This is a genomic window from Cytobacillus sp. Hm23 (genome assembly GCF_051842895.1).
Lineage (GTDB): Bacteria > Bacillota > Bacilli > Bacillales > SM2101 > Nanhaiella.
The window spans coordinates 22,851-42,466 of sequence record NZ_JBPXRQ010000005.1 but is presented as its reverse complement, the minus strand read 5'-3'; the positions used below and the strand labels follow the sequence as shown (position 1 = coordinate 42,466).

At 35.2% G+C, this 19,616-nt stretch carries 20 protein-coding genes; 14 read left to right on the top strand and 6 right to left on the bottom strand.

The annotated features are described in order from the left end of the window. Positions 1-76 precede the first annotated feature (76 nt). Together ACSVDA_RS04700 and ACSVDA_RS04695 are read right to left on the bottom strand one after the other, a co-directional pair. Entirely contained in the window at positions 77-1,135 is a 1,059-nt protein-coding gene (locus tag ACSVDA_RS04700) for an oxidoreductase (RefSeq protein ID WP_485881265.1), read from the bottom strand. A gap of 495 nt (positions 1,136-1,630) precedes the next feature. Then, a complete protein-coding gene (locus tag ACSVDA_RS04695; protein WP_485881263.1) occupies positions 1,631-1,828 on the bottom strand; it encodes a CDGSH iron-sulfur domain-containing protein in 198 nt (65 codons plus the stop codon). A gap of 160 nt (positions 1,829-1,988) precedes the next feature. On the opposite strand from ACSVDA_RS04695, the gene ACSVDA_RS04690 reads away from it, so the two are divergent. Next, the gene (locus ACSVDA_RS04690; RefSeq protein ID WP_485881261.1) at positions 1,989-2,312 is read left to right on the top strand and encodes an iron-sulfur cluster biosynthesis family protein; all 324 of its coding nucleotides are present in this window, start codon (positions 1,989-1,991) and stop codon (positions 2,310-2,312) included. Positions 2,313-2,339: 27 nt separating this feature from the next. Here the strand turns inward: ACSVDA_RS04690 and ACSVDA_RS04685 are convergent, their stop codons facing one another. The 3 genes from ACSVDA_RS04685 to ACSVDA_RS04675 all read right to left on the bottom strand — a co-directional run bounded on the left by ACSVDA_RS04685 (position 2,340) and on the right by ACSVDA_RS04675 (position 4,610). Continuing rightward, positions 2,340-3,251: an alpha/beta hydrolase gene (locus ACSVDA_RS04685; protein WP_485881259.1), complete on the bottom strand. Its 912-nt coding sequence runs from the start codon at positions 3,249-3,251 to the stop codon at positions 2,340-2,342. A gap of 237 nt (positions 3,252-3,488) precedes the next feature. After that, positions 3,489-3,617, bottom strand: coding sequence for a hypothetical protein (locus tag ACSVDA_RS04680; protein WP_485881257.1), 129 nt, complete (start codon positions 3,615-3,617; stop codon positions 3,489-3,491). A gap of 90 nt (positions 3,618-3,707) precedes the next feature. Beyond that, a complete protein-coding gene (locus tag ACSVDA_RS04675; RefSeq protein WP_485881255.1) occupies positions 3,708-4,610 on the bottom strand; it encodes a hydroxymethylglutaryl-CoA lyase in 903 nt (300 codons plus the stop codon). A gap of 148 nt (positions 4,611-4,758) precedes the next feature. Here ACSVDA_RS04675 and ACSVDA_RS04670 point away from each other — a divergent pair, with 148 nt between their 5' ends. Beyond that, the gene (locus ACSVDA_RS04670) at positions 4,759-5,016 is read left to right on the top strand and encodes a YqkE family protein (protein ID WP_214480436.1); all 258 of its coding nucleotides are present in this window, start codon (positions 4,759-4,761) and stop codon (positions 5,014-5,016) included. 55 nt (positions 5,017-5,071) lie between these two features. After that, on the top strand, positions 5,072-5,590 hold the full coding sequence (locus ACSVDA_RS04665; RefSeq protein WP_485881253.1) for a GrpB family protein: 519 nt from the start codon (positions 5,072-5,074) through the stop codon (positions 5,588-5,590). Positions 5,591-5,696: 106 nt separating this feature from the next. Here ACSVDA_RS04665 and ACSVDA_RS04660 read toward each other — a convergent pair whose 3' ends face one another. Beyond that, positions 5,697-6,614, bottom strand: a complete 918-nt coding sequence (locus ACSVDA_RS04660; protein ID WP_485881252.1) for an aldo/keto reductase — start codon at positions 6,612-6,614, stop codon at positions 5,697-5,699. Positions 6,615-6,843: 229 nt separating this feature from the next. Here ACSVDA_RS04660 and ACSVDA_RS04655 point away from each other — a divergent pair, with 229 nt between their 5' ends. The 11 genes from ACSVDA_RS04655 to fur all read left to right on the top strand — a co-directional run bounded on the left by ACSVDA_RS04655 (position 6,844) and on the right by fur (position 19,531). Further along, entirely contained in the window at positions 6,844-7,383 is a 540-nt protein-coding gene (locus ACSVDA_RS04655) for a cysteine hydrolase family protein (RefSeq protein ID WP_485881250.1), read from the top strand. Positions 7,384-7,394: 11 nt separating this feature from the next. Then, positions 7,395-7,955, top strand: coding sequence for an NUDIX hydrolase (locus ACSVDA_RS04650; protein ID WP_214480137.1), 561 nt, complete (start codon positions 7,395-7,397; stop codon positions 7,953-7,955). 24 nt (positions 7,956-7,979) lie between these two features. Next, a complete protein-coding gene (locus tag ACSVDA_RS04645) occupies positions 7,980-9,140 on the top strand; it encodes an endonuclease Q family protein (protein ID WP_485881248.1) in 1,161 nt (386 codons plus the stop codon). Between the two features lie 100 nt (positions 9,141-9,240). Further along, complete coding sequence (locus ACSVDA_RS04640) at positions 9,241-9,804, top strand: hypothetical protein (protein WP_485881246.1); 564 nt, start codon at positions 9,241-9,243, stop codon at positions 9,802-9,804. Between the two features lie 291 nt (positions 9,805-10,095). Further along, positions 10,096-11,544 (top strand): NarK family nitrate/nitrite MFS transporter, encoded by a 1,449-nt coding sequence (locus tag ACSVDA_RS04635; RefSeq protein WP_485881244.1) that lies wholly within the window; start codon positions 10,096-10,098, stop codon positions 11,542-11,544. Positions 11,545-11,865: 321 nt separating this feature from the next. Continuing rightward, the gene (nirB, locus tag ACSVDA_RS04630) at positions 11,866-14,289 is read left to right on the top strand and encodes a nitrite reductase large subunit NirB (RefSeq protein WP_485881402.1); all 2,424 of its coding nucleotides are present in this window, start codon (positions 11,866-11,868) and stop codon (positions 14,287-14,289) included. An 11-nt stretch (positions 14,290-14,300) separates the two neighbouring features. Then, a complete protein-coding gene (nirD, locus tag ACSVDA_RS04625; RefSeq protein WP_214480133.1) occupies positions 14,301-14,606 on the top strand; it encodes a nitrite reductase small subunit NirD in 306 nt (101 codons plus the stop codon). 10 nt (positions 14,607-14,616) lie between these two features. After that, positions 14,617-16,743 (top strand): assimilatory nitrate reductase catalytic subunit NasC, encoded by a 2,127-nt coding sequence (nasC, locus tag ACSVDA_RS04620; RefSeq protein WP_485881242.1) that lies wholly within the window; start codon positions 14,617-14,619, stop codon positions 16,741-16,743. Between the two features lie 314 nt (positions 16,744-17,057). After that, the gene (locus tag ACSVDA_RS04615; protein ID WP_410628341.1) at positions 17,058-18,095 is read left to right on the top strand and encodes an anthranilate phosphoribosyltransferase; all 1,038 of its coding nucleotides are present in this window, start codon (positions 17,058-17,060) and stop codon (positions 18,093-18,095) included. 232 nt (positions 18,096-18,327) lie between these two features. Further along, on the top strand, positions 18,328-18,972 hold the full coding sequence (spoIIM, locus tag ACSVDA_RS04610) for a stage II sporulation protein M (protein WP_485881240.1): 645 nt from the start codon (positions 18,328-18,330) through the stop codon (positions 18,970-18,972). Between the two features lie 109 nt (positions 18,973-19,081). Continuing rightward, a complete protein-coding gene (fur, locus tag ACSVDA_RS04605; RefSeq protein WP_485881238.1) occupies positions 19,082-19,531 on the top strand; it encodes a ferric iron uptake transcriptional regulator in 450 nt (149 codons plus the stop codon). The last annotated feature ends 85 nt before the right edge of the window (positions 19,532-19,616 follow it).

Genomic DNA, 19,616 nt, shown 5'->3' with positions numbered 1-19,616 from the left:
TGAAAAATACTAAAAAAGAAAGTATAGAAAAAAATTTCGAGAATAAACGATAAATAGTTCTATAGAGGGAATGGAATTAAACTAATTGAGGTGTAAAAGGTATACTTCTACCCTCTTCGGAGCTTTGCATGGCTAACTCAATTATGCGGATAGTATTACATGCTTGCTCACCGGTTACGATTAGTGGCATGTCATTTACAATTGAATCATAAATATTGTTGTAGAAATTCATGTAATTTCCCTTCATTGTTTCAATTTTCCCTTTGTAATGCAGCTCGTTAAGATCAGTGTTTAGGGTGCCCCAATGATCTTCCTTTTCTATTCCATACATCATATTTGTAGGCATCATGCCATTTTTTAATTGTTCCTCTTGTGGGTCCATCTCATATTTAACAAAAGAACCGTTTGTGCCGTGAATGATAAAACGAGGCCCTGGTTCTCTTACTAACATGCCAGCTTTTAGTAAAATCTTGAGGTTATCGTAATCTAATTTGAGATCAAAAGAATCAATTGTTTGAGAAATAGGTCGTTGAATTCGGACGTCAGCGGTCACAGTATGAGGATACCCGAATAATGTGATTGCTTGGTCGATTAAGTGAGAGCCTAAATCATACAAAATACCTGATCCTGGTCTATTGTCTTCTCGCCAGGAGCCTTTTAAAAAATTTCGGTAACGATCGTAGTGTGACTCAAATTCGACAACATGACCAAGTAGATTTTGTTGAATGATTTGGTTTATAGTTAAAAAATCACCATCAAAGCGGCGATTGTGATATACACTTAACACTCGATTTTGTTTGTTTGCTAGTTTAGCTAATTGTGTTGCTTCTTCAGAGGAAATTGTAAAAGGTTTTTCGACAACCACGTGTTTATTTTTCAGTAATGCTTTCTTTACCATAGGATAGTGGAGCTCATTAGCCGTAGTAATGATAACAAGATCAATTGCTTTGTCTTCAAGCAGTTCATCGAAGTCACGAACAACTTCTGTGTATGGGTACAGTTCCTTTGAATGACTTTTCGTTCGTTCAACGACTTTTGTTAATTGCAGGTTTGGGTGAGAATGAACAAATGGGGCATGAAATACTTGTCCAGAAAACCCAAAACCAACGAGACCAACATGTATGGTTTTGTTCATTATTTTTCCTTCTTTCTTTTGGAATGGTTGTAGTATACACATTTTATGTGTGGTCGTAAAGGAGTAATGGAAAGCTAACATGACTGGGAATTAACTTTCCATCTCTTTTGAGGTTCAACTATGTTATTTAAGTCCCTTTTCGTAAGGTTGTTTTCGCATTGATTGTTGCTATACGTTCTAAGGTTTAAGCACGTATACATCTAGTATTCGTGGCAGCTTTACTACTTTTACATTATTAAGCTCTAAAAAAACTCATCATATTATCCATTTTTTTAATAAAAATAGCAACAAAGTTTACGAAAAGAGCCTTTCGTACTTTGTTGGTTATCATGTCGTTTTACTCATAAGTCATCGTTAAATAGAAGAAATGATGCCACGAAATCTAGCGTTCGTGGCATTTTTCTACTTTTACAATTATTATGCTTTCATAATACTCATCATTCTGGCCATTTGTAGTAAACAATGTTTATAAAAATAGCCTTTACTGTTGTAAGTTTACTCAGCTCGAACAGAAGATTCGAACTTATCTTTATGAGATCCGTCACAATATGGAGCCTTACTCGATAAGCCGCACCGGCATAAAGAATAAGCTTGCTTCGTTTCAAAACTGTTACCATCCCCATCAATTAATTCAATGTTACCAGTTACTCGTAATGGTCCATTATCTAACACTTTAATTCGAACATCAGACATGTTTTTCTCTCCTTTAATTGGATATTTTTAATAAAGATCAAAAAAACTCAACTTCATTACTATGAGAATATGCAAATAAATGAGCTTGTATACAAAATATGAGTATATCGTATGGTAATATGCTAAAATGATAGGAAAACTTATAGGGAGTAGGATCAATTTGAAAATTACATTTACAAAAAAAGCAATAGATCATATAGAAACTAAAATGGAACAAAGTAAATTGTTAAAGCTTGCTTATGACACAGAAGGGTGTGGCTGTGTAGTTAGTGGTGTATCGGCATTGTGGATTGTTGATAAAGCAAATGATGATGAGATAAAAGTCGATACGAATTTTATACCATTGCTAATTGATCAATCAAAAACAGTTTTTTTTGATGAGGAGATGACGATTGATTTTACAGAGAATGCAAACTGTTTCATGCTCAAAAGTCCAAGCCAAATCTTAAATCCACGGATGAGCTTAGTAGAGATGGATGAATAGCAAAGCTATAATGATTCATGGCGCTTTTTAATTATCGAGTTTATACTGCGCTAAAAATTCGTCAAGAACTTGTTCGTAAGCTGTTTTATTCTCTGCTAAAGACAATGCATGTGATCCATTTTGAGCTAGAAATAGCTTTTTGGGTCCTTTTTTTTGTTTGTATAGACTTTTAGTCATTTCAGGTAAAATATAGTCATCCTTTTGACTATGAATAAACAGAATTGGTTGTGTAATATTTTCTACGATAGAAATGGGGGATATGTTCTTTAAGGAGTACCCCTCTCGCCATTGTAAAAATAGGTTTGTCAAAGGTATAAACAGCTGTTTAGGAAGGTTAACCGACTTTTTTACACGGTAGACTAACTGTTTCTCGAAATCAGAGAAAGGACAATCTGCTATGTAGAAATCTGCTCCATCCTTAACCATGTCAGCATATAATAGTACCGTTACTGCGCCCATTGATTCTCCGTGTATACCAATCATACTATTATGGTCGACACGCTGTTTTAACCAGTTAACAACTTCAGCGAGGTCATGCTTTTCGTAATACCCGTAGCTTGTTGTTTTTCCACCGGATTCACCGTGACGGCGATGATCATATGCAAGAACATTCCAACCTCTCTCTAAAAATACATCCATATATTTAATAGAATTCACTTTATTCACGGTTACTCCGTGACAAAATATCATATACTTATTTGCTTGGTGTGGTGCAATAAGCCAACCGTGGATTTTGTAGTTGTATTTTGATTGTATCTCAATCTTTTGACAAGGCAGTTGTGCGAAAGCTTCAGGTTTAAAGCGACCTTCATTTACTTCGCGGTTATATAGCTCATCATCATCTTTCTTTTGAATATAGATAATTTGATTAGTTAGTATAAATCCAGTAATTACGATAATGGTAAATAACGCTCCAATAAAAATGAATAGTGTTATCATAAAGTGCTTTCCCCTTAAAGAGTTATTTATTTTCATTATACCATTAGGTCATAAACATCTGGATGGAAAGATGGTCGGGGAGTATGTGTTAATTGAATTTAGGTCACTTCACCATTTCAGCAGGTGACAAATACTTCTTTATAGGTGATTCAAGAGCTTGTTGGCATATTGATGAAGGAACCTCACCGTAGCTTAGCTTACAAGGCGTTGACTACGGTGGATTTTAAGTTGCTTGTCTTATGATTTGGAATTTTGGCGGTTCGTAGGGTGTGTTGCTTTTTCCATCTCTTCGACAGACATCACAGCATTCGTTGTGTCAGAACTTTGCTTACCTTTTTGGCCACGTGTTTTTGGTTGTTTTGGCATAGATAGAAAAGTCTCCTTTACTAAATTTATTATTCAAATAGTATGGTGAGAAAAATATCAAGATCTTATACCAATATAGTAGTAAAAAAATTATAGCAGTGTTTTTTGTACAATATCGTCATAGTTGCTGTTTAAGGATTTCGTTAAAAATGGGCGAATAACATTGAGGGATTCAGTTAGTTTAGTTAGCTCAATGTTCGTATTAATGCCCATTTGATGCATCATAAATACGACATCTTCTGTAGCTACATTGCCAGTTGCCCCCTTAGCAAACGGACATCCTCCTAACCCACCTACAGATGTATCGAAACGTATAGTACCAGCTTGGAGTGCTGCATAAATATTTGCTATCGCCATTCCGCGTGTGTCATGAAAATGACCGGTGAGTAGTACATGAGGAAATCTTGCTTTCAATTTGGTAAACAATGAAAAAACTTGTTGTGGATTAGCCATTCCAATCGTATCGGCAACACTTAATTCATCTACTCCAGCATTGACAAAATGACCACATAATGACATGACATCCGCCTCAGAAATTTTCCCTTCATAAGGGCAATAAAATGAAGTGGATATACATGCACGTACAAAATAGCCTTTTTCTTTTAACTCATGAATAAGCGGAATTAACTCTGTGACGCTTTCAGCTGTCGTTTTATTAATATTTTTTTTGTTAAACGTGTTACTGATCCCGACAAAAACGGCAACATGTTTACATGAAGTTTTGTAAAGCCGGTCAACCCCTTTTTTATTTGGGGCTAACACAAAGTGCCGTTTCGTTGTATCTAAGCAAGATGAAATTATGTCCTCGGCATCTTTCATTTGTGGTACCCATTTTGGTGAGACGAACGAAGTTAGTTCCATTTCATGAATACCAGCCTCCATTAAGCTATGAATAAACTGAATTTTTTTTTCAGTAGGAATGAGGGCATTTTCATTTTGTAGCCCATCACGTGGACCGACCTCAATGATTGTGACTTGATCAGGTAATTGCATAATCATATCCTCCTTCATTTAATAGAAGAAAACGCTTACCTATATTCTATTAAATATTTGAATATTTCGGCAACAATTAAACTAATTTCTAGTAAGATTGCGAATGTCCATATGCTATAATATTGACACACAATGAAGAACGGGAGTGATCAAAATGAAGAAAAATAAACATAAAAAACAGCATAAACAAAAGAGTCATGATGATGCATTAAGTGTAAAAGACCGACTTAATTCTTCACTTTTTCAACAATTACAAGAAAAAAAGAATGAATTAGCGATGGAAGAGAAAAAAAGACAAGAAGATGAAGAAAACAGAAAACGAGAAGAACGTCGTCAACGTGAAAAGAACAAATCCTTTGAAGAACTATTAAATGAAAGTAATTTAAATTGGGATGACTATAAATAGATGAATTGGTAGACGTTTCTTTACTCATAATCTACCAAATTTATAGGAGGCTAAGGTGAGAAAGGTTGAAGTACATTGCTATAATTCAGACTGGAGTCGGCAATTTGACTTGGAGAAACAAGCATTAATACATATTTATCAAACCCTAGCTGCTAGTTATCATCATATCGGCAGTACATCAATTCCAAATATGTCGGCTAAGCCAATTATCGATATAATGATTGAAGTCGACGACCTAGGATTGGTAGATAGTTTAAATGGTTTAATGGAAAAGATTGGATATGAAGCAAGAGGAGAAAATGGCGTTGAGGACCGTCGTTACTTCCAAAAAGGCGGTAACCATCGAACACACCACGTACATGTATTTCCAACTGGCCACCCACAAGTTTTACGTCATATTATCTTTCGAGATTATCTTATTAACCACTCGGATGAGGCAATGGAATACGCAACTTTAAAGGAGCGACTAGCAACACAATACGCAAACGATATTGCTAGTTATATTGCTGGGAAGGATGCCTTTATTAAAGAAATTGATCGTAAAGCAGCGAAATGGTACAGCAATAATCGATAAGAGATTGTCTAATATAGTTGTTTACAGTAAAGCAGGCAAAGATGGTTTATACGTATTTCTTTGCCTGCTTTTCGCATGTTAATTTGTGTAAGAAAATTGTACCAACTTATCGATGTAGCTCATATTTGTTAGTTTTAGTAACCTCTTGTATTTTTGAATACTGTGAATTTGTTAATCCTATTGTTTTTGCACCTTCAACATTTTCAATAAGTTGTTCGATTCTACTCGCGCCTGGTATAACAGTTGCTACTTCAGAGCTATGTAAACAATATTGAAGCGCAATTTCAGTTAAGCTGCGGTTGTTACAAATAGCCGTTACTTCACTTCGAACATGACTTAGTTCTTCATACGTATAATGAAGGTATCCTTTCTCTAAAACTTTTTTCCCTGCGTTCATAAGCGGTTTTTCAGTTAAGATTCCTTTTGCAAGTGGACCGCGTGCAATGACATGAATATTGTTTTTCTGCAACATTGGGAATAATTCTTCAGGACGGCGGTCTAGTACGCTGTATTGCATCATTACACTAACGATTGATGACTTATTGACGAATTCTCGAATAACATTTGGTCGGATCGAGGATATCCCATATTGACGAATGACTCCTTCCCGCTTCAACTGTTCGAAGGCGTCGATTGTATCATCAATATGATCTTCTATCGTCCCACCATGTAACTGATATAAATCAATATAATCTGTTTGAAGTCTACGTAAGCTGTCTTTCACAGTCTCTATAATATATTGTTTAGAAGCATCCCAGTACCAGCCATCTTTGTTATCAGTCCAACGGTTTCCGACTTTCGTTGCGAGAATAATATCATGCCGCCTATTTTTTAATGCTTTACCGACTATTTCTTCATTTACTCCAAAATCATATAAATCAGCTGTGTCAAAAAAATTGATACCAAGATCGAGTGCGTGATCAACAATTGATTTTGCGTGCTTTTCATCTGTACCCAATGACATACAACCTAGGCCAATTTCACTAATGAATAAATCTGAATAACCTACTTGTCTTTTGTTCAATTGCTTTTCCCCCTTGAACTATATGCTTAATCGACTGAATGTTACGTGACGTACTACTTCTTATTGAACTTTTCATACCACGTCCAAGAATTTAGCCCTTTTAAACAGTCTAACAATATTGTAACTTGACAGAATGGGTAAGCTCAAATATGTTGAAACTATATATATTTAATGAGTTTGTTCAATATTTTTCTGAACTTTTGAACAACATCTTAAAGGGGGAATAGAAATGAATCGAGAAGCACTACTCATTATTGATATGAGTAATGATTTTGTGTCAGATAAAGGAAATTTAACAGTTGGTAAGCCTGCACAACAAATCGTTGCAAATATAATTAAGGCGGCTGATGATTTTATTGCTAATGATCAAGTAGTTGCAATTTGTATGGATGCACATGAAGAAAATGATGCACATTTTGAATTGTGGCCAACGCATAATGTGAAGGGTACATGGGGGCAGGAACTATTTGGTGATTTAGCCGAATGGTTTGAGGAAAATAAAAATCATCCAAATGTTGTATACATCCCGAAGCCTGAATATGATGCATTTTATGACACAGGACTGCATGAAGAGTTGCAAAACAGAAATGTAAAAAAAGTGCACGTCACAGGTGTCTGTACAGATATTTGTAATTTTTTAACTGCTTACGGTGCATATGCACGAGGATATCAAACGGTTGCACATCGTGATAAAATGGCAACTTTTACAGAGAATGAAGATACGTTTGTAACACATATGGAAACAGTGTTTAAGACTGAAATAAGGTAAAGGGAGAAATCATGAATCATTTAAAGGAAAAAACAATAAAAAAAAATAAACTGTTTACTGGGAAAATTATTGATTTATACGTAGAGGATGTAGAATTACCGAACGGTAAAACGAGTAAGAGAGAAATAGTAAAACACCCTGGAGCCGTTGCTGTAATTGCTGTAACGAGTGAAAATAAGATTGTCATGGTACAGCAATATCGGAAACCATTAGAACGTGTTCTTGTAGAAATACCGGCAGGCAAATTGGAACAAGGGGAAGAACCAATTGAAACAGCCAAAAGAGAATTAGAAGAAGAGACAGGTTATACTGCTCACAAGTTAACTCATTTAACATCATTTTACACTTCACCGGGTTTTGCAGATGAACTTGTTCACCTTTATGTTGCAGAAGGTTTAATAAAATTAGAGATAAAAGCACAATTAGATGAAGATGAATTCGTTGATGTAATTGAGTTAACGTTAGATGAAGCATTAGCTTATATGTCGGAAAAACGAATATATGATGCGAAAACAGCCTATGCTGTTCAACATCTACAAATGAAGCAATTAGCTGAAAATAGTAACAACTAATGGAAGGAATGTGACTCCTACACGATGCAACAATATTATGTCGATTTACATATTCATCTCGGAAGGACAAACTCAGGTAAGCCTGTAAAGATCACTGCATCAAAAACAATGACGTTACCAACTATATTACATGAAGCCTTAAACCGTAAAGGACTTGATATGGTTGGTATCATTGATTGCCACGTTCCAGAAGTACAAAATGAGCTTGACGACCTTTTAAGTGAAGGAGAAATGACTGAACATGTAGAAGGGGGGCTTTGCTATAAAAATCTTACAGTAATACTTGGGTGTGAAATTGAAGTGTTTGATGAACATTGTAAAGGACCAGTTCATGTTTTAGTGTATTTTCCAACATTAGCAAAGATAAAAGAATTTACACGTTGGTTAAAGTGTAGATTGAGAAATATTACGCTAAGTACACAAAGAATGTATGGAACGGCTGTTGAATTACAGCAAAAAGTTAAATCAATGTCGGGGTTATTTATTCCAGCACATATTTTTACTCCCTATAAAAGCTTGTTCGGAAAAGGTGTAGCTTCTTCTTTAACGGAAATTTTCGATCCAAAATTAATAGATGCTGTAGAGCTTGGTTTAAGTGCAGATTCGTACATGGCAGATCAAATAATTGAGTTACATAACTATACGTATTTATCTAATTCAGACGCCCATTCTGTAGGGAAAATTGCTCGAGAGTACCAAGTGATTCAGATGAAAGCACCAACTTTTCTAGAATTGAGAAAAGCCCTACACAATGATAACAATCGTGCGGTTGTTGCTAATTACGGGCTTGATCCAAAGCTAGGAAAATATTATCACGCAGTATGTGAAAAGTGCTTCGCAACTATAGGGCTTGGAGAGGGATGTTGTGTGAAATGCGGGCATAAGAAGATAATTAAGGGTGTTTATTATCGTTTAAAGGAACTAAAAAACACAAATTCAAAGCGAGAAAATAGACCTAGCTATATCCACCAAGTTCCACTTGAGTTTATACCTGGAATTGGCAAGAAGACATTGCAAAATTTACTTGATCATTTTCAAACTGAAATGGCGATTATACATCAAATTCCAGAGAAATCATTGCTTCGTGTTGTCAATCGATCAATTGTTAATTCTATTATGAATGCAAGGAACGGTACTCTTTCTGTAGAAACAGGCGGTGGAGGAAAATACGGCAGAGTAAAATAAGGAGAGATTGACGTTAGCTAAAATGTCAAGATATGTGAATCATAGTAGCTAGTGCCACGTATGTTTATATTATACTAGCTTTTCAAGGAGGCACATATCTATGAATCACATAAGCACAAAAACATCTAATACTTTACTCGTATTATCATTAATAATAATATTCTCGAGCTTTATTATCCCTATACTAATTGTTGGGATTATCCAACCGTTACTGATTAATTACGATCAAGGGTATTGGTATTACTCGCCAAATATAACAGCTTATTTATGGATATTTATAGCAGCGATCTTCTTAGGTCTCGGCCTTATCTTATATTACACTTTAGAGAGAAAACTTGGGGATACAATTAAAATAAAAATAATATCATCACTTATTGTACTTAGTTCAATTCCTTGTTATTTATTTGGTATGAATGATTACACATATATGACTCACGATACTATAAAATTTAATGCACCACTGTCAATGAAAGAAACAGAATATAAGTGGGATGAAGTAACGAAAGCACAAGTAATTTACAATAATGATGGCGTAAGGGTATTACACTTAGAATATGAAAATGACTTAGAATTTGAGATAGATGCAAGAAAGTACTATAAAAATGGTATTCTTATTAGAAAGATACTTGATCGTAACGGGATCAAGGTAGAGTATCCAAGTTAGTATACATGTTAATGATTAATTAAAAAAACAATCCTTTTAGTGAGAAAGGATTGTTTTTTTATTTGTAAATCATGTTATAAAATATAACATACATTGTAATATTTAATTGCTTTTTAAAAGTATGATTTCAAATTATGTTATAAAATGTGACATAAAAATAGTGACAACGATCATAAATTATGGCATAATTACAATTATTAAAAAAACACTGAAAATTAAATGTTGTAAATGTTATAAAATGTAACATAGATTTACAGTGTCTAAATAGATATTAAATCAAGGAGTGATAAAATGAACGAAAATATTTACGAAGGAAACAAAAAGATTTTACTTATGACTACCTTTGCCTTTTTCTTATCATTTGTTGTTTGGTTTAATATGGCCCCCTTTAATACGACCTTAATGAAGGTGCTACAGTTAACAAAAGAACAGATTACAGTTTTAATGACAATTAATGTAGCATTAACTATTCCAGCAAGAATCATTATTGGCATGTTAGTCGATCGTTTCGGACCAAGGAAAGTATACTCTTCACTACTAATTGTTATGAGTATACCGTGTTTTGTGTTTGCCTTTGGTACTTCTTTTTGGCAGTTATTTATAGCTCGTGCCTTTTTAGGAATTATCGGAGCTGGCTTTGTTATAGGAATAAGAATGGTTTCTGAATGGTTCCCCCAAAAACAACTAGGCCTAGTAGAAGGGATATACGGAGGATGGGGAAATTTTGGTTCAGCAGCTGCAGCATTTAGTTTACCGATCATTGCTTTATGGATTGGTGGAGATGACGGCTGGAGATATGCGATTGGGTTAACTGGGTTACTTAGTTTAATATACGGGTTTATCTATTATCGATCGGTGCAAGATACACCTGCAAAAAAGGTATACCAGATTCCAAAGAGGTCTGGTGCGATGGAAGTAACTAGCTATAAGAGTATGATTGGACTCATAGTGATGACTCTACCGTTGTATGGAGTACTTGGTTTGTTAACGTGGAAACTCAAAAATGTGAATTTTATAGGTGCAAATATTGCCTTAGTAATATATATCGTTTTAGCTGTTTTATATTTATTTAATGTCTATAAAATATGGAGTGTAAACAAACACCATTTAAAAACTGGGGTACCTAAAGAAGAACAGTATTCTTTTAAACAAGTAGCCATATTAGATTTTGCCTACTTAATTACATTTGGTTCTGAATTAGCTGTCGTTTCGATGCTCCCGATGTTCTTTGAAGAAACATTTAATTTAACTGTTGCACAGGCTGGAATGATTGGTGGGAGCTTTGCTTTCATGAATTTAGTGGCACGTCCAGGTGGAGGTTGGCTTAGCGATAAATTTGGCAGAAAAAAAACATTAATGGTCTTGCTTCTATGTCTTGGAGCAGCTTATATTGCTATGTCACAAATCTCTTCAAGTTGGTCACTTGTAGCCGCTGTTCTCTTAACGATGGTATGCTCATTCTTCGTTCAAGCTGGAGAAGGATCTGTATTCTCAATGGTGCCATTAGTAAAAAAGCGAATTACAGGTCAAGTAGCTGGGATGGTAGGCGCATATGGTAATGTCGGTTCGGTTATCTTCTTGACAGTTTTGAGCTTTCTCAACCCATCATTATTTTTTATGATTATCGGCATAGGTGCCTTCGCTTGTTTTATCGCAGCTTTCTTTCTTGTTGAACCTAAATTGGAAAATGAAGCAGTTGTTGGAGCGATGGAACCGAAACAAGAGGAGCTCGTTGGATAAGTTAATATTTCTATTGCTGTACAGTTTGCTTAGCTCCAGGTGCCTACGAATCGTGGTCGCTTAGACATTACACATGAAGGAAAAAAACTTCATGTACAATGTCTCCAGCGCTTGTCGGAAAGGTGCATACGCTTTTCTTAATGTTTTCGCTTTGATTGTAATTAACACATACACAACTAGAGTTTGTGACATTTTTTCTTATATAAAATGATGACTAAAATATAAAGTCACTTCTATAAGGTGTCTATTTGTTGGTAACAACAACAAAGTTTACAAAAAGAGCCTTTCTTAAAAAATAAAAACATCGGAGGGATACTTGTGCTGAATAAAAAGAAATTAGTTCTTATAGGTAATGGTATGGCAGGTGTTCGTTGTATTGAAGAGGTTATTAAGCTGAACCCTAATCAATTTGAAATTACGGTTATCGGTGAAGAACCACACCCTAATTATAATAGAATTTTACTTTCAACTGTGCTAGCAGGAGATACATCACTTGAAGACATTACGATTAATGACTGGCAATGGTATAAAGAAAACAATATAGAATTGTTTACCGGTCAAAAAGTACAAGAAATTAACACGGCAACAAAATCAGTTATAACTGATAAGTTAATAGAAATTAATTATGATGAATTAATCATTGCTACAGGGTCTGTACCATTTATTCTTCCTCTTCCAGGCGCTGATAAAGAAGGAGTAACTGCATTCCGTGATATTAAAGATTGTGAAAGAATGATTAATGCTTCAAAAAATTATAAAAAAGCAGCCGTAATAGGTGGAGGCTTATTAGGCTTAGAGGCTGCAAGAGGTTTGTTGAATTTAGGTATGGAAGTTGATGTCATTCATATAGAAAAGTATTTGATGGAAAGGCAGCTTGATCCAAAAGCATCCAAACTACTTGAAGAAGAGCTTACGAAGCAAGGGATGAATTTTTTATTAGAGAAGCAAACGAAAGAGATCATTGGTGGAGATCGGGTAGAAGGGCTGCGCTTTGCTGACGGGACAGAAATTACTGCTGATTTAGTTGTGATGGCGGTGGGGATACGTCCGAATGTTGAACTAGCAAAAATAAGCGGTATAGAAACAAATAGAGGCATTGTCGTAAATGATTACATGCAAACGTCAATACCACATGTCTATGCTGTTGGAGAATGTGCTGAGCATCGAGAAGTTGCATATGGATTAGTTGCTCCACTATATGAACAAGGCCAAGTATTAGCTAATAAATTGCATGAGCTTGATGATAAAAAATATGAAGGTTCTGTCGTCTCAACAAAACTAAAAGTATCAGGTGTAGATGTTTTTTCTGCCGGAGAGTTCCAAGAAGATGTAAATGACAAGAGTATGCAAATTTACGATGAGTATAACAATATTTATAAAAAGGTCGTTATACGTGATAGCAAAGTAGTTGGCGCGGTATTATATGGTGATATTAATGATGGAACTAAGCTCCTTCAGATGATGCAAAAACAAACATTGATAAGTGAAATGGCTCCTTTATCATTTGTACAAGGACAAAGTAATGGAAGTGGAGAACAGTCAATCGTTGCATCTATGGAGATGGATGATCAAGTTTGTGGGTGTAATGGTATAACAAAAGGAATGATTGTTGAAGCAATAAAGTCAAATGGTTTAAGTTCTGTTTCAGAAGTTAAATCATGTACGAAAGCTGGAACTTCGTGTGGAGGTTGTTCACCTCTTGTTAGTGAGTTAGTGAAGGAAACGTTAGGAGAAAGCTTTGAGGAAACTGAACAAATACAGTCAATTTGTGAATGTACATCATTAAGTAGAGATGAGATTGTTGAAAATATACGGATGATGGGCTTAACTCATATCCGTGAAGTAATGAACGTGTTAGGCTGGCAATCCGATGAAGGGTGTTCGAAGTGTCGACCAGCTATAAACTATTATTTAGGGATGGTGCATCCAACGGAGTATGTAGACGAACTAGAATCTAGATTTGTAAACGAAAGAATGCATGCAAACATTCAAAAAGATGGAACATATTCTGTCGTTCCGCGAATGTATGGTGGTGTAACTAATGCAGAAGAGTTAAGGCGTATTGCAGACGTTGCAGAGAAATATGAAGTTCCGATGGTGAAGTTAACAGGTGGTCAACGAATTGATTTACTTGGGATTAAGAAAGAAGACTTGCCAAAGGTATGGGAAGAGTTGGATATGCCTTCTGGTTATGCATATGGGAAAGCGATCCGTACTGTTAAAACTTGTGTAGGTTCAGAGTTTTGTAGATTTGGAACACAGAACTCAACGCAGATGGGTATAGATCTTGAGAAAAAATTTGAAAGATTAAATACACCTGCCAAAGTGAAGATGAGCGTCTCAGCTTGTCCGAGGAATTGTGCAGAGAGTGCGATAAAAGATATTGGGATTGTTGGAGTAAGTGATGGTTGGGAGTTATATATCGGTGGTAATGGAGGTACTAACTTGCGTGCAGGTGACCTGTTATGTAAAGTGAAAACAGCCGATGAGGTTATACAATGGAGTGGAGCTATACTTCAATACTATCGTGAAACAGGGGAGTATGGGGAGAGAACTTCTGCTTGGGTTGAGAGAGTGGGTTTGACAGCGATTGGTGATGTATTGGCAAGTGAGGAAGTGCGTTCGTCATTAAATGAACGAATTGAGGTAGCTTTAGCTACACTAAAAGATCCATGGAAAGATGTCGTTAATGATGAAGATAAACAACATAAATTATATAACAGTTATTCGTTAACAACAGTTTAGGGGTGATATAAATGAATAAATTAGAGATCGCAAAATATAGTGAGTTGCCTCAAAGGGTAGGAAAATCAGTAAAGCTAAATAATACAGAAATCGCATTGTTTCGTTTATCTAATGGAGAAGTTTATGCTGTTGAAAATAAATGTCCCCATAACGGTGGCACATTAGCAGAAGGAATAGTGAGTGGTAATGTTGTCTACTGTCCTTTGCATGAGTGGAAAATATGTTTGGAAGATGGAAAAGTACAGCAACCAGATACAGGTTGCGTAAAAGTTTATGATGTTGAAGTGAAGAATGACAAAATTTTACTTACTGTGTAGGGTGGAATAAATGAACGATTTACTGAAACATTTTCGTGAAAAACAAAAACAACTAAATAATGAAAAAATAATGAATACCCAATGTCCGTATTGCAGTATGCAGTGTAGTATGCAATTGATTGAGGAACGTATCATTGAACGCATGAAATACAAGGTTGTTCCTAATAAAATGGATCCTACTTCACAAGGAAAGCTATGTATAAAAGGATTAAATGCACATCAACATGTGATTAATGATAAGCGAATTACGTCTCCAATGCTAAAGATAGATGGTGAATTTGTAAAAATCACATGGGACATGGCTTTAGAAATTATTAAGGAAAAATTCAAGAGTATTCAAGAAGAAGATGGGTTCGATGCTCTATCTGTGTATGGCGGAGGGTCATTAACGAATGAAGAAGCATATATGTTAGGAAAATTTGCTAGAGTGGCCTTGAAAACTAGACATATAGACTATAACGGAAGGTATTGCATGTCTTCGGCAGCAACTGCTGCTAACGATGCTTTTGGTATTGATCGTGGTATGACGAACCCCTTGTCAGATATTCCAATGACTAAATGCATCATTTTAGCGGGAACAAATATCGCTGAATGTCAACCTACGATCATGCCATATTTTCTAAAAGCCAAAAAGAATGGTGCGTTTATTATTGCTATTGACCCAAGGGAAACGGCTACAACCAAAATAGCAGATATACATTTACAATTAAAGCCAGGGACTGATTGGAGTTTAGTCAATGGGATGTTAAAGGTGTTGGTTGAAGAAGGATATGACAACGAGGATTTTATTGAAAATAGAACACATGGCTATAACGACCTACAACAATTTCTTCGTAATATAAAATTAACAGATATAGTTGAGCAAACGGGTATTCCTGAAAAACAAATACGCCTAGCAGCAGAAATGTATGGTAAAGCAAATTCAGCGATGGTTTTCACTGCTAGAGGTGTCGAACAACATGTAAATGGTAATGAAACTGTTAGAAACTTTATTAATCTATGTTTAATTACTGGGAAAATTGGTAGAGAAGGTTGTGGCTATGGTGCAATCACTGGACAGGGGAATGGTCAGGGTGGTAGAGAGCATGGTCAAAAAGCGGATCAATTACCGGGCTACCGATCTATAGATAATATGGAGCATCGAAAGCATATTGCTTCTGTCTGGGGTGTGAATGAATTCGATCTTCCTTCCAAAGGGGTTTCCGCTTATGAAATGATAGAGAAAATTGATAGAAAGGAGATTACAGGGTTATTAGTAGTAGGGTCAAATCCAGTTGTGTCTAATCCAAATGCGATTTTTGTAGAAAAATCATTAAAAAAATTAAAATTTCTTGTCGTTGTAGATTTGTTCATCTCAGAAACTGCCCAACTAGCAGATTTACTTTTACCGTCTTCTTCTTATTTAGAAAATGAAGGAACGATGACGAATTTAGAAGGTAGAATAACGTTAAGAAATGGTGAAAGAAAAAAACCGGGTGAAGTTAAACATGATTGGGAAATTCTTCGTGATATTGCAACAATACTTGGAGAAGGAGAATATTTTAATTACGATAACTCTGAAGACATATTTAATGAGCTTAGAGTAGCAAGCCAAGGAGGAAGGGCTGATTATGCTGGTGTTACTTATGAAAGGTTAAATAATAAAGAAAAGCTGTTTTGGCCTTGTCCAAATAGTGACCATCCAGGAACAGAGAGGCTTTTTAGTGATCAGTTTGCACATATAGATGGGCGAGCAGTGATCAAAGTCATAGCAACTACACCTAACCGTGAAGCAATTTCAGAAGATTACCCTCTATACTTGACGACAGGTAGAGTATTAGCACATTATTTATCAGGAACTCAAACTAGACGTAGTTCATCACTCAACTCGCGTTATCCTGAATCACATATTGAAATTCACCCGTTAGCCGCAAAGAAGTTTGGGGTTAAAGATAAAAGTTTTGTTAAGCTGGAGTCAAAAAGAGGAAGTGTCGTCGTACGATGCAAAATAACACAGAAAATTAGACGCGATACAGTCTTTGTACCATTTCACTGGGGAGATATACAAAATATTAATCGAATTACTGATCCCTCCTTTGATCCATCATGTAAAATGCCAAGCTTTAAGCTATGCGCTGTAAAGATAAGTCCGTTTTAGCATGTTTTCAAAATATATCAAGCAGATGTAGTCAAGTGTTTTCTCGTTGGTTGTTTGTTTTTGTACTTAGATTTAAATATATACACAACTAGAGTTCATAGCATCCTCTCTTTTCTATAACGATGACCAACGTATAAAACCACATATTTCGGTTTGGTAATAATGACAGCAAAAAAGAGTTTTCTCAAAGATAATTGAACATCTACTATTAAGGAAATTGATTGTTTAATAATACATTCTCCTTTTCATAGATAAAAAAAAGCGATATAGTATTGACAATCACACTTAGCTAATTACTGAAAAGGGGGATTTATGTGCAACAGTGGATTAAAGAAGTTGGTAGAGGAAAGAAGGGTTCAAAAGATTTAACTTATGAGGAAATGCGTGAGGCTGCACGCTTAATTTCAAGTGGTAAGGCGACCGACTCACAGATTAGTGCTTTTTTAATAGCAGAGCGAATGAAGGGAGAAACATACAATGAAGTACTTGGCTTTATCGATGAACTTAAGAGGTGTTCAAAGAAGCTAAACCTTCCATCTACCATTTCAGATAACTTAATCGATTTTGCTGGTCCGTATGATGGTAGGAAAGGTTTTGTTACAACTGTTCCTACTTCATTATTATTAGCGGAAGCTGGTGTGCCAGTTTTATTACATAGTAGTGACACCTTACCTCCTAAACATGGTATGACAATCAAAGATATCCTCTCAGAATTATCGGTTAAGACAAATGCAACGCCAAAACAAATTGAGGACTCAATTATGAGCAATCAAATCGGCTTTGTTTGGACAGAAAATCTATGTGAGCCATTGGGAAAAATAAGACATATTCGAGAAGGTATTGGCGTTCGTTCAATTATTAATACAGTTGAGAAAATGCTTAATCTTGGAAATGCCAAAAAAATGATGGTAGGTGTATTTCATAAAACGGCAGTAGATAAGCTCATTCCTATTATCCAACAATCTAGTTATGATGTTGGCTATGTTGTCCAAGGTGAAGACGGATCAGAGGACTTACCTACCCATCGTAATAGTTTTGTTTACAAGGTAACGAATAGTCATGCAGAATCATTTTTATTAAACCCAGAGCAGTATGGGTTAAAGTATGAGAAAGATGATGAGGTTCTTACAAAACAAGAGCAGGCAACGATCATGAAAAGAATATTAACCGGTGAACAAGCTCCAGAGTTATTACCGTTTCGAGCAAAAGTTATTTACAACACCGCGGTTAGGTATTTCTTATTTAATATAACAGCTACAATTGAAGAAGGGATTGAAAAAGCGACAGAGCAACTAAATGAGGGTAAAGGTATTTCTCAATTAAACCAGTGGCAGCAATCGCTCTATTCTTAATTTTGGTGTTGTAAACCCACCTATACAGGTGGGTTTTTGAGCCCTATGCTGGATCGAACATATCACTTAATTTTGCAAAAATGACCGTACTATTATTTTAAGCCTTGAACATAAGTATTTGTAATATGATTAGCTAATCTTATACTATCATTCTTTTCTAGTTAATAGTTTGTCATAGTTTTAAATTAAAATCATACAATCTATTAATACTGTTCCGTTAAGGAGGAGAATGATGAAAAAACAATCGTATCAGAAAATATTACAATTACACATTCAAGAGCATTCTTCAATCTATTTATTTATTACTGTGCTCTTTTTTATGGGAGTAATTTTTGGATCCATCGTTGTCAACAGTCTGAGCTTTAGTCAAAAACAAGATCTTTTCTACTATTTAAGTAGATTCTTCGAACAAGTTTCCGAAGGTAAATTTGCATCCTCAAAAGATAAGTTTATTGAAAGTTATCTTCAAAACATAAAATATATAGGATTAATATGGTTACTAGGTGTGTCGATTATTGGGTTGCCGCTTATACTCGTTTTACTTTTTTTAAAAGGAGTTGTTGTGAGCTTTACTGTTGGGTTCCTAGTAAATCAAATGGAGGCTAAAGGGTTACTGTTGTCCTTCATATCAATTTTCCCACAAAATTTGTTAGTAATTCCGTCCTTTATTATTATAAGCACGCTTGCAGTCACATTTTCTTTGAAAATGATCCGACAGCAATTTATTAAAAGATTTAATCAGCAAATTTTTCCACTATTTATGCGGTACTCTCTTGTTATGGTAGTTATAATGATAGTATTATTAGTAGCTTCAGCATTTGAGGCATTTATTTCTCCAGTTTTAATGAAAAGTGTATTAGAGGTTATTACAAAATAATAATTATTAAATAATATAGGGTTAAATTACTTATTTATAATCATTTTATTTTGACAGTTCCCATATCTTTGCTATAATTATGTAATGAACGGCGAGGGAGGGAATATTAATGGAAAATCGGATAGAACGGATAAAAAAACAATTGCACTCCTCAAGCTATAAACTAACCCCTCAGAGAGAGGCGACTGTCCGGGTGTTACTTGAGAATGAAGAGGATCATTTAAGTGCTGAAGATGTATACCTCCTCGTTAAGGAGAAGTCCCCCGAAATTGGTTTAGCTACTGTTTATCGTACATTAGAATTACTAACTGAACTTAAAATAGTTGATAAAATTAACTTTGGTGATGGTGTGTCACGCTACGATCTTCGTAAGGAAGGGGCAGCTCATTTTCATCATCATCTAGTTTGTATGGAATGTGGATCTGTAGAAGAAATAGAAGAAGATCTTTTAGAAGATGTTGAGAAAATAGTTGAAGCTGACTGGAATTTTAAAATTATGGATCATAGACTGACTTTTCATGGTATATGCAGAAAATGTCAAAATAAGGATAGTGAGTAATTTACTATTACTACTTAGGGGAAATTCATTTATATAATTTAACGACATAAAATGGTTATATGGTATTGCACAATGGGGAACTGTG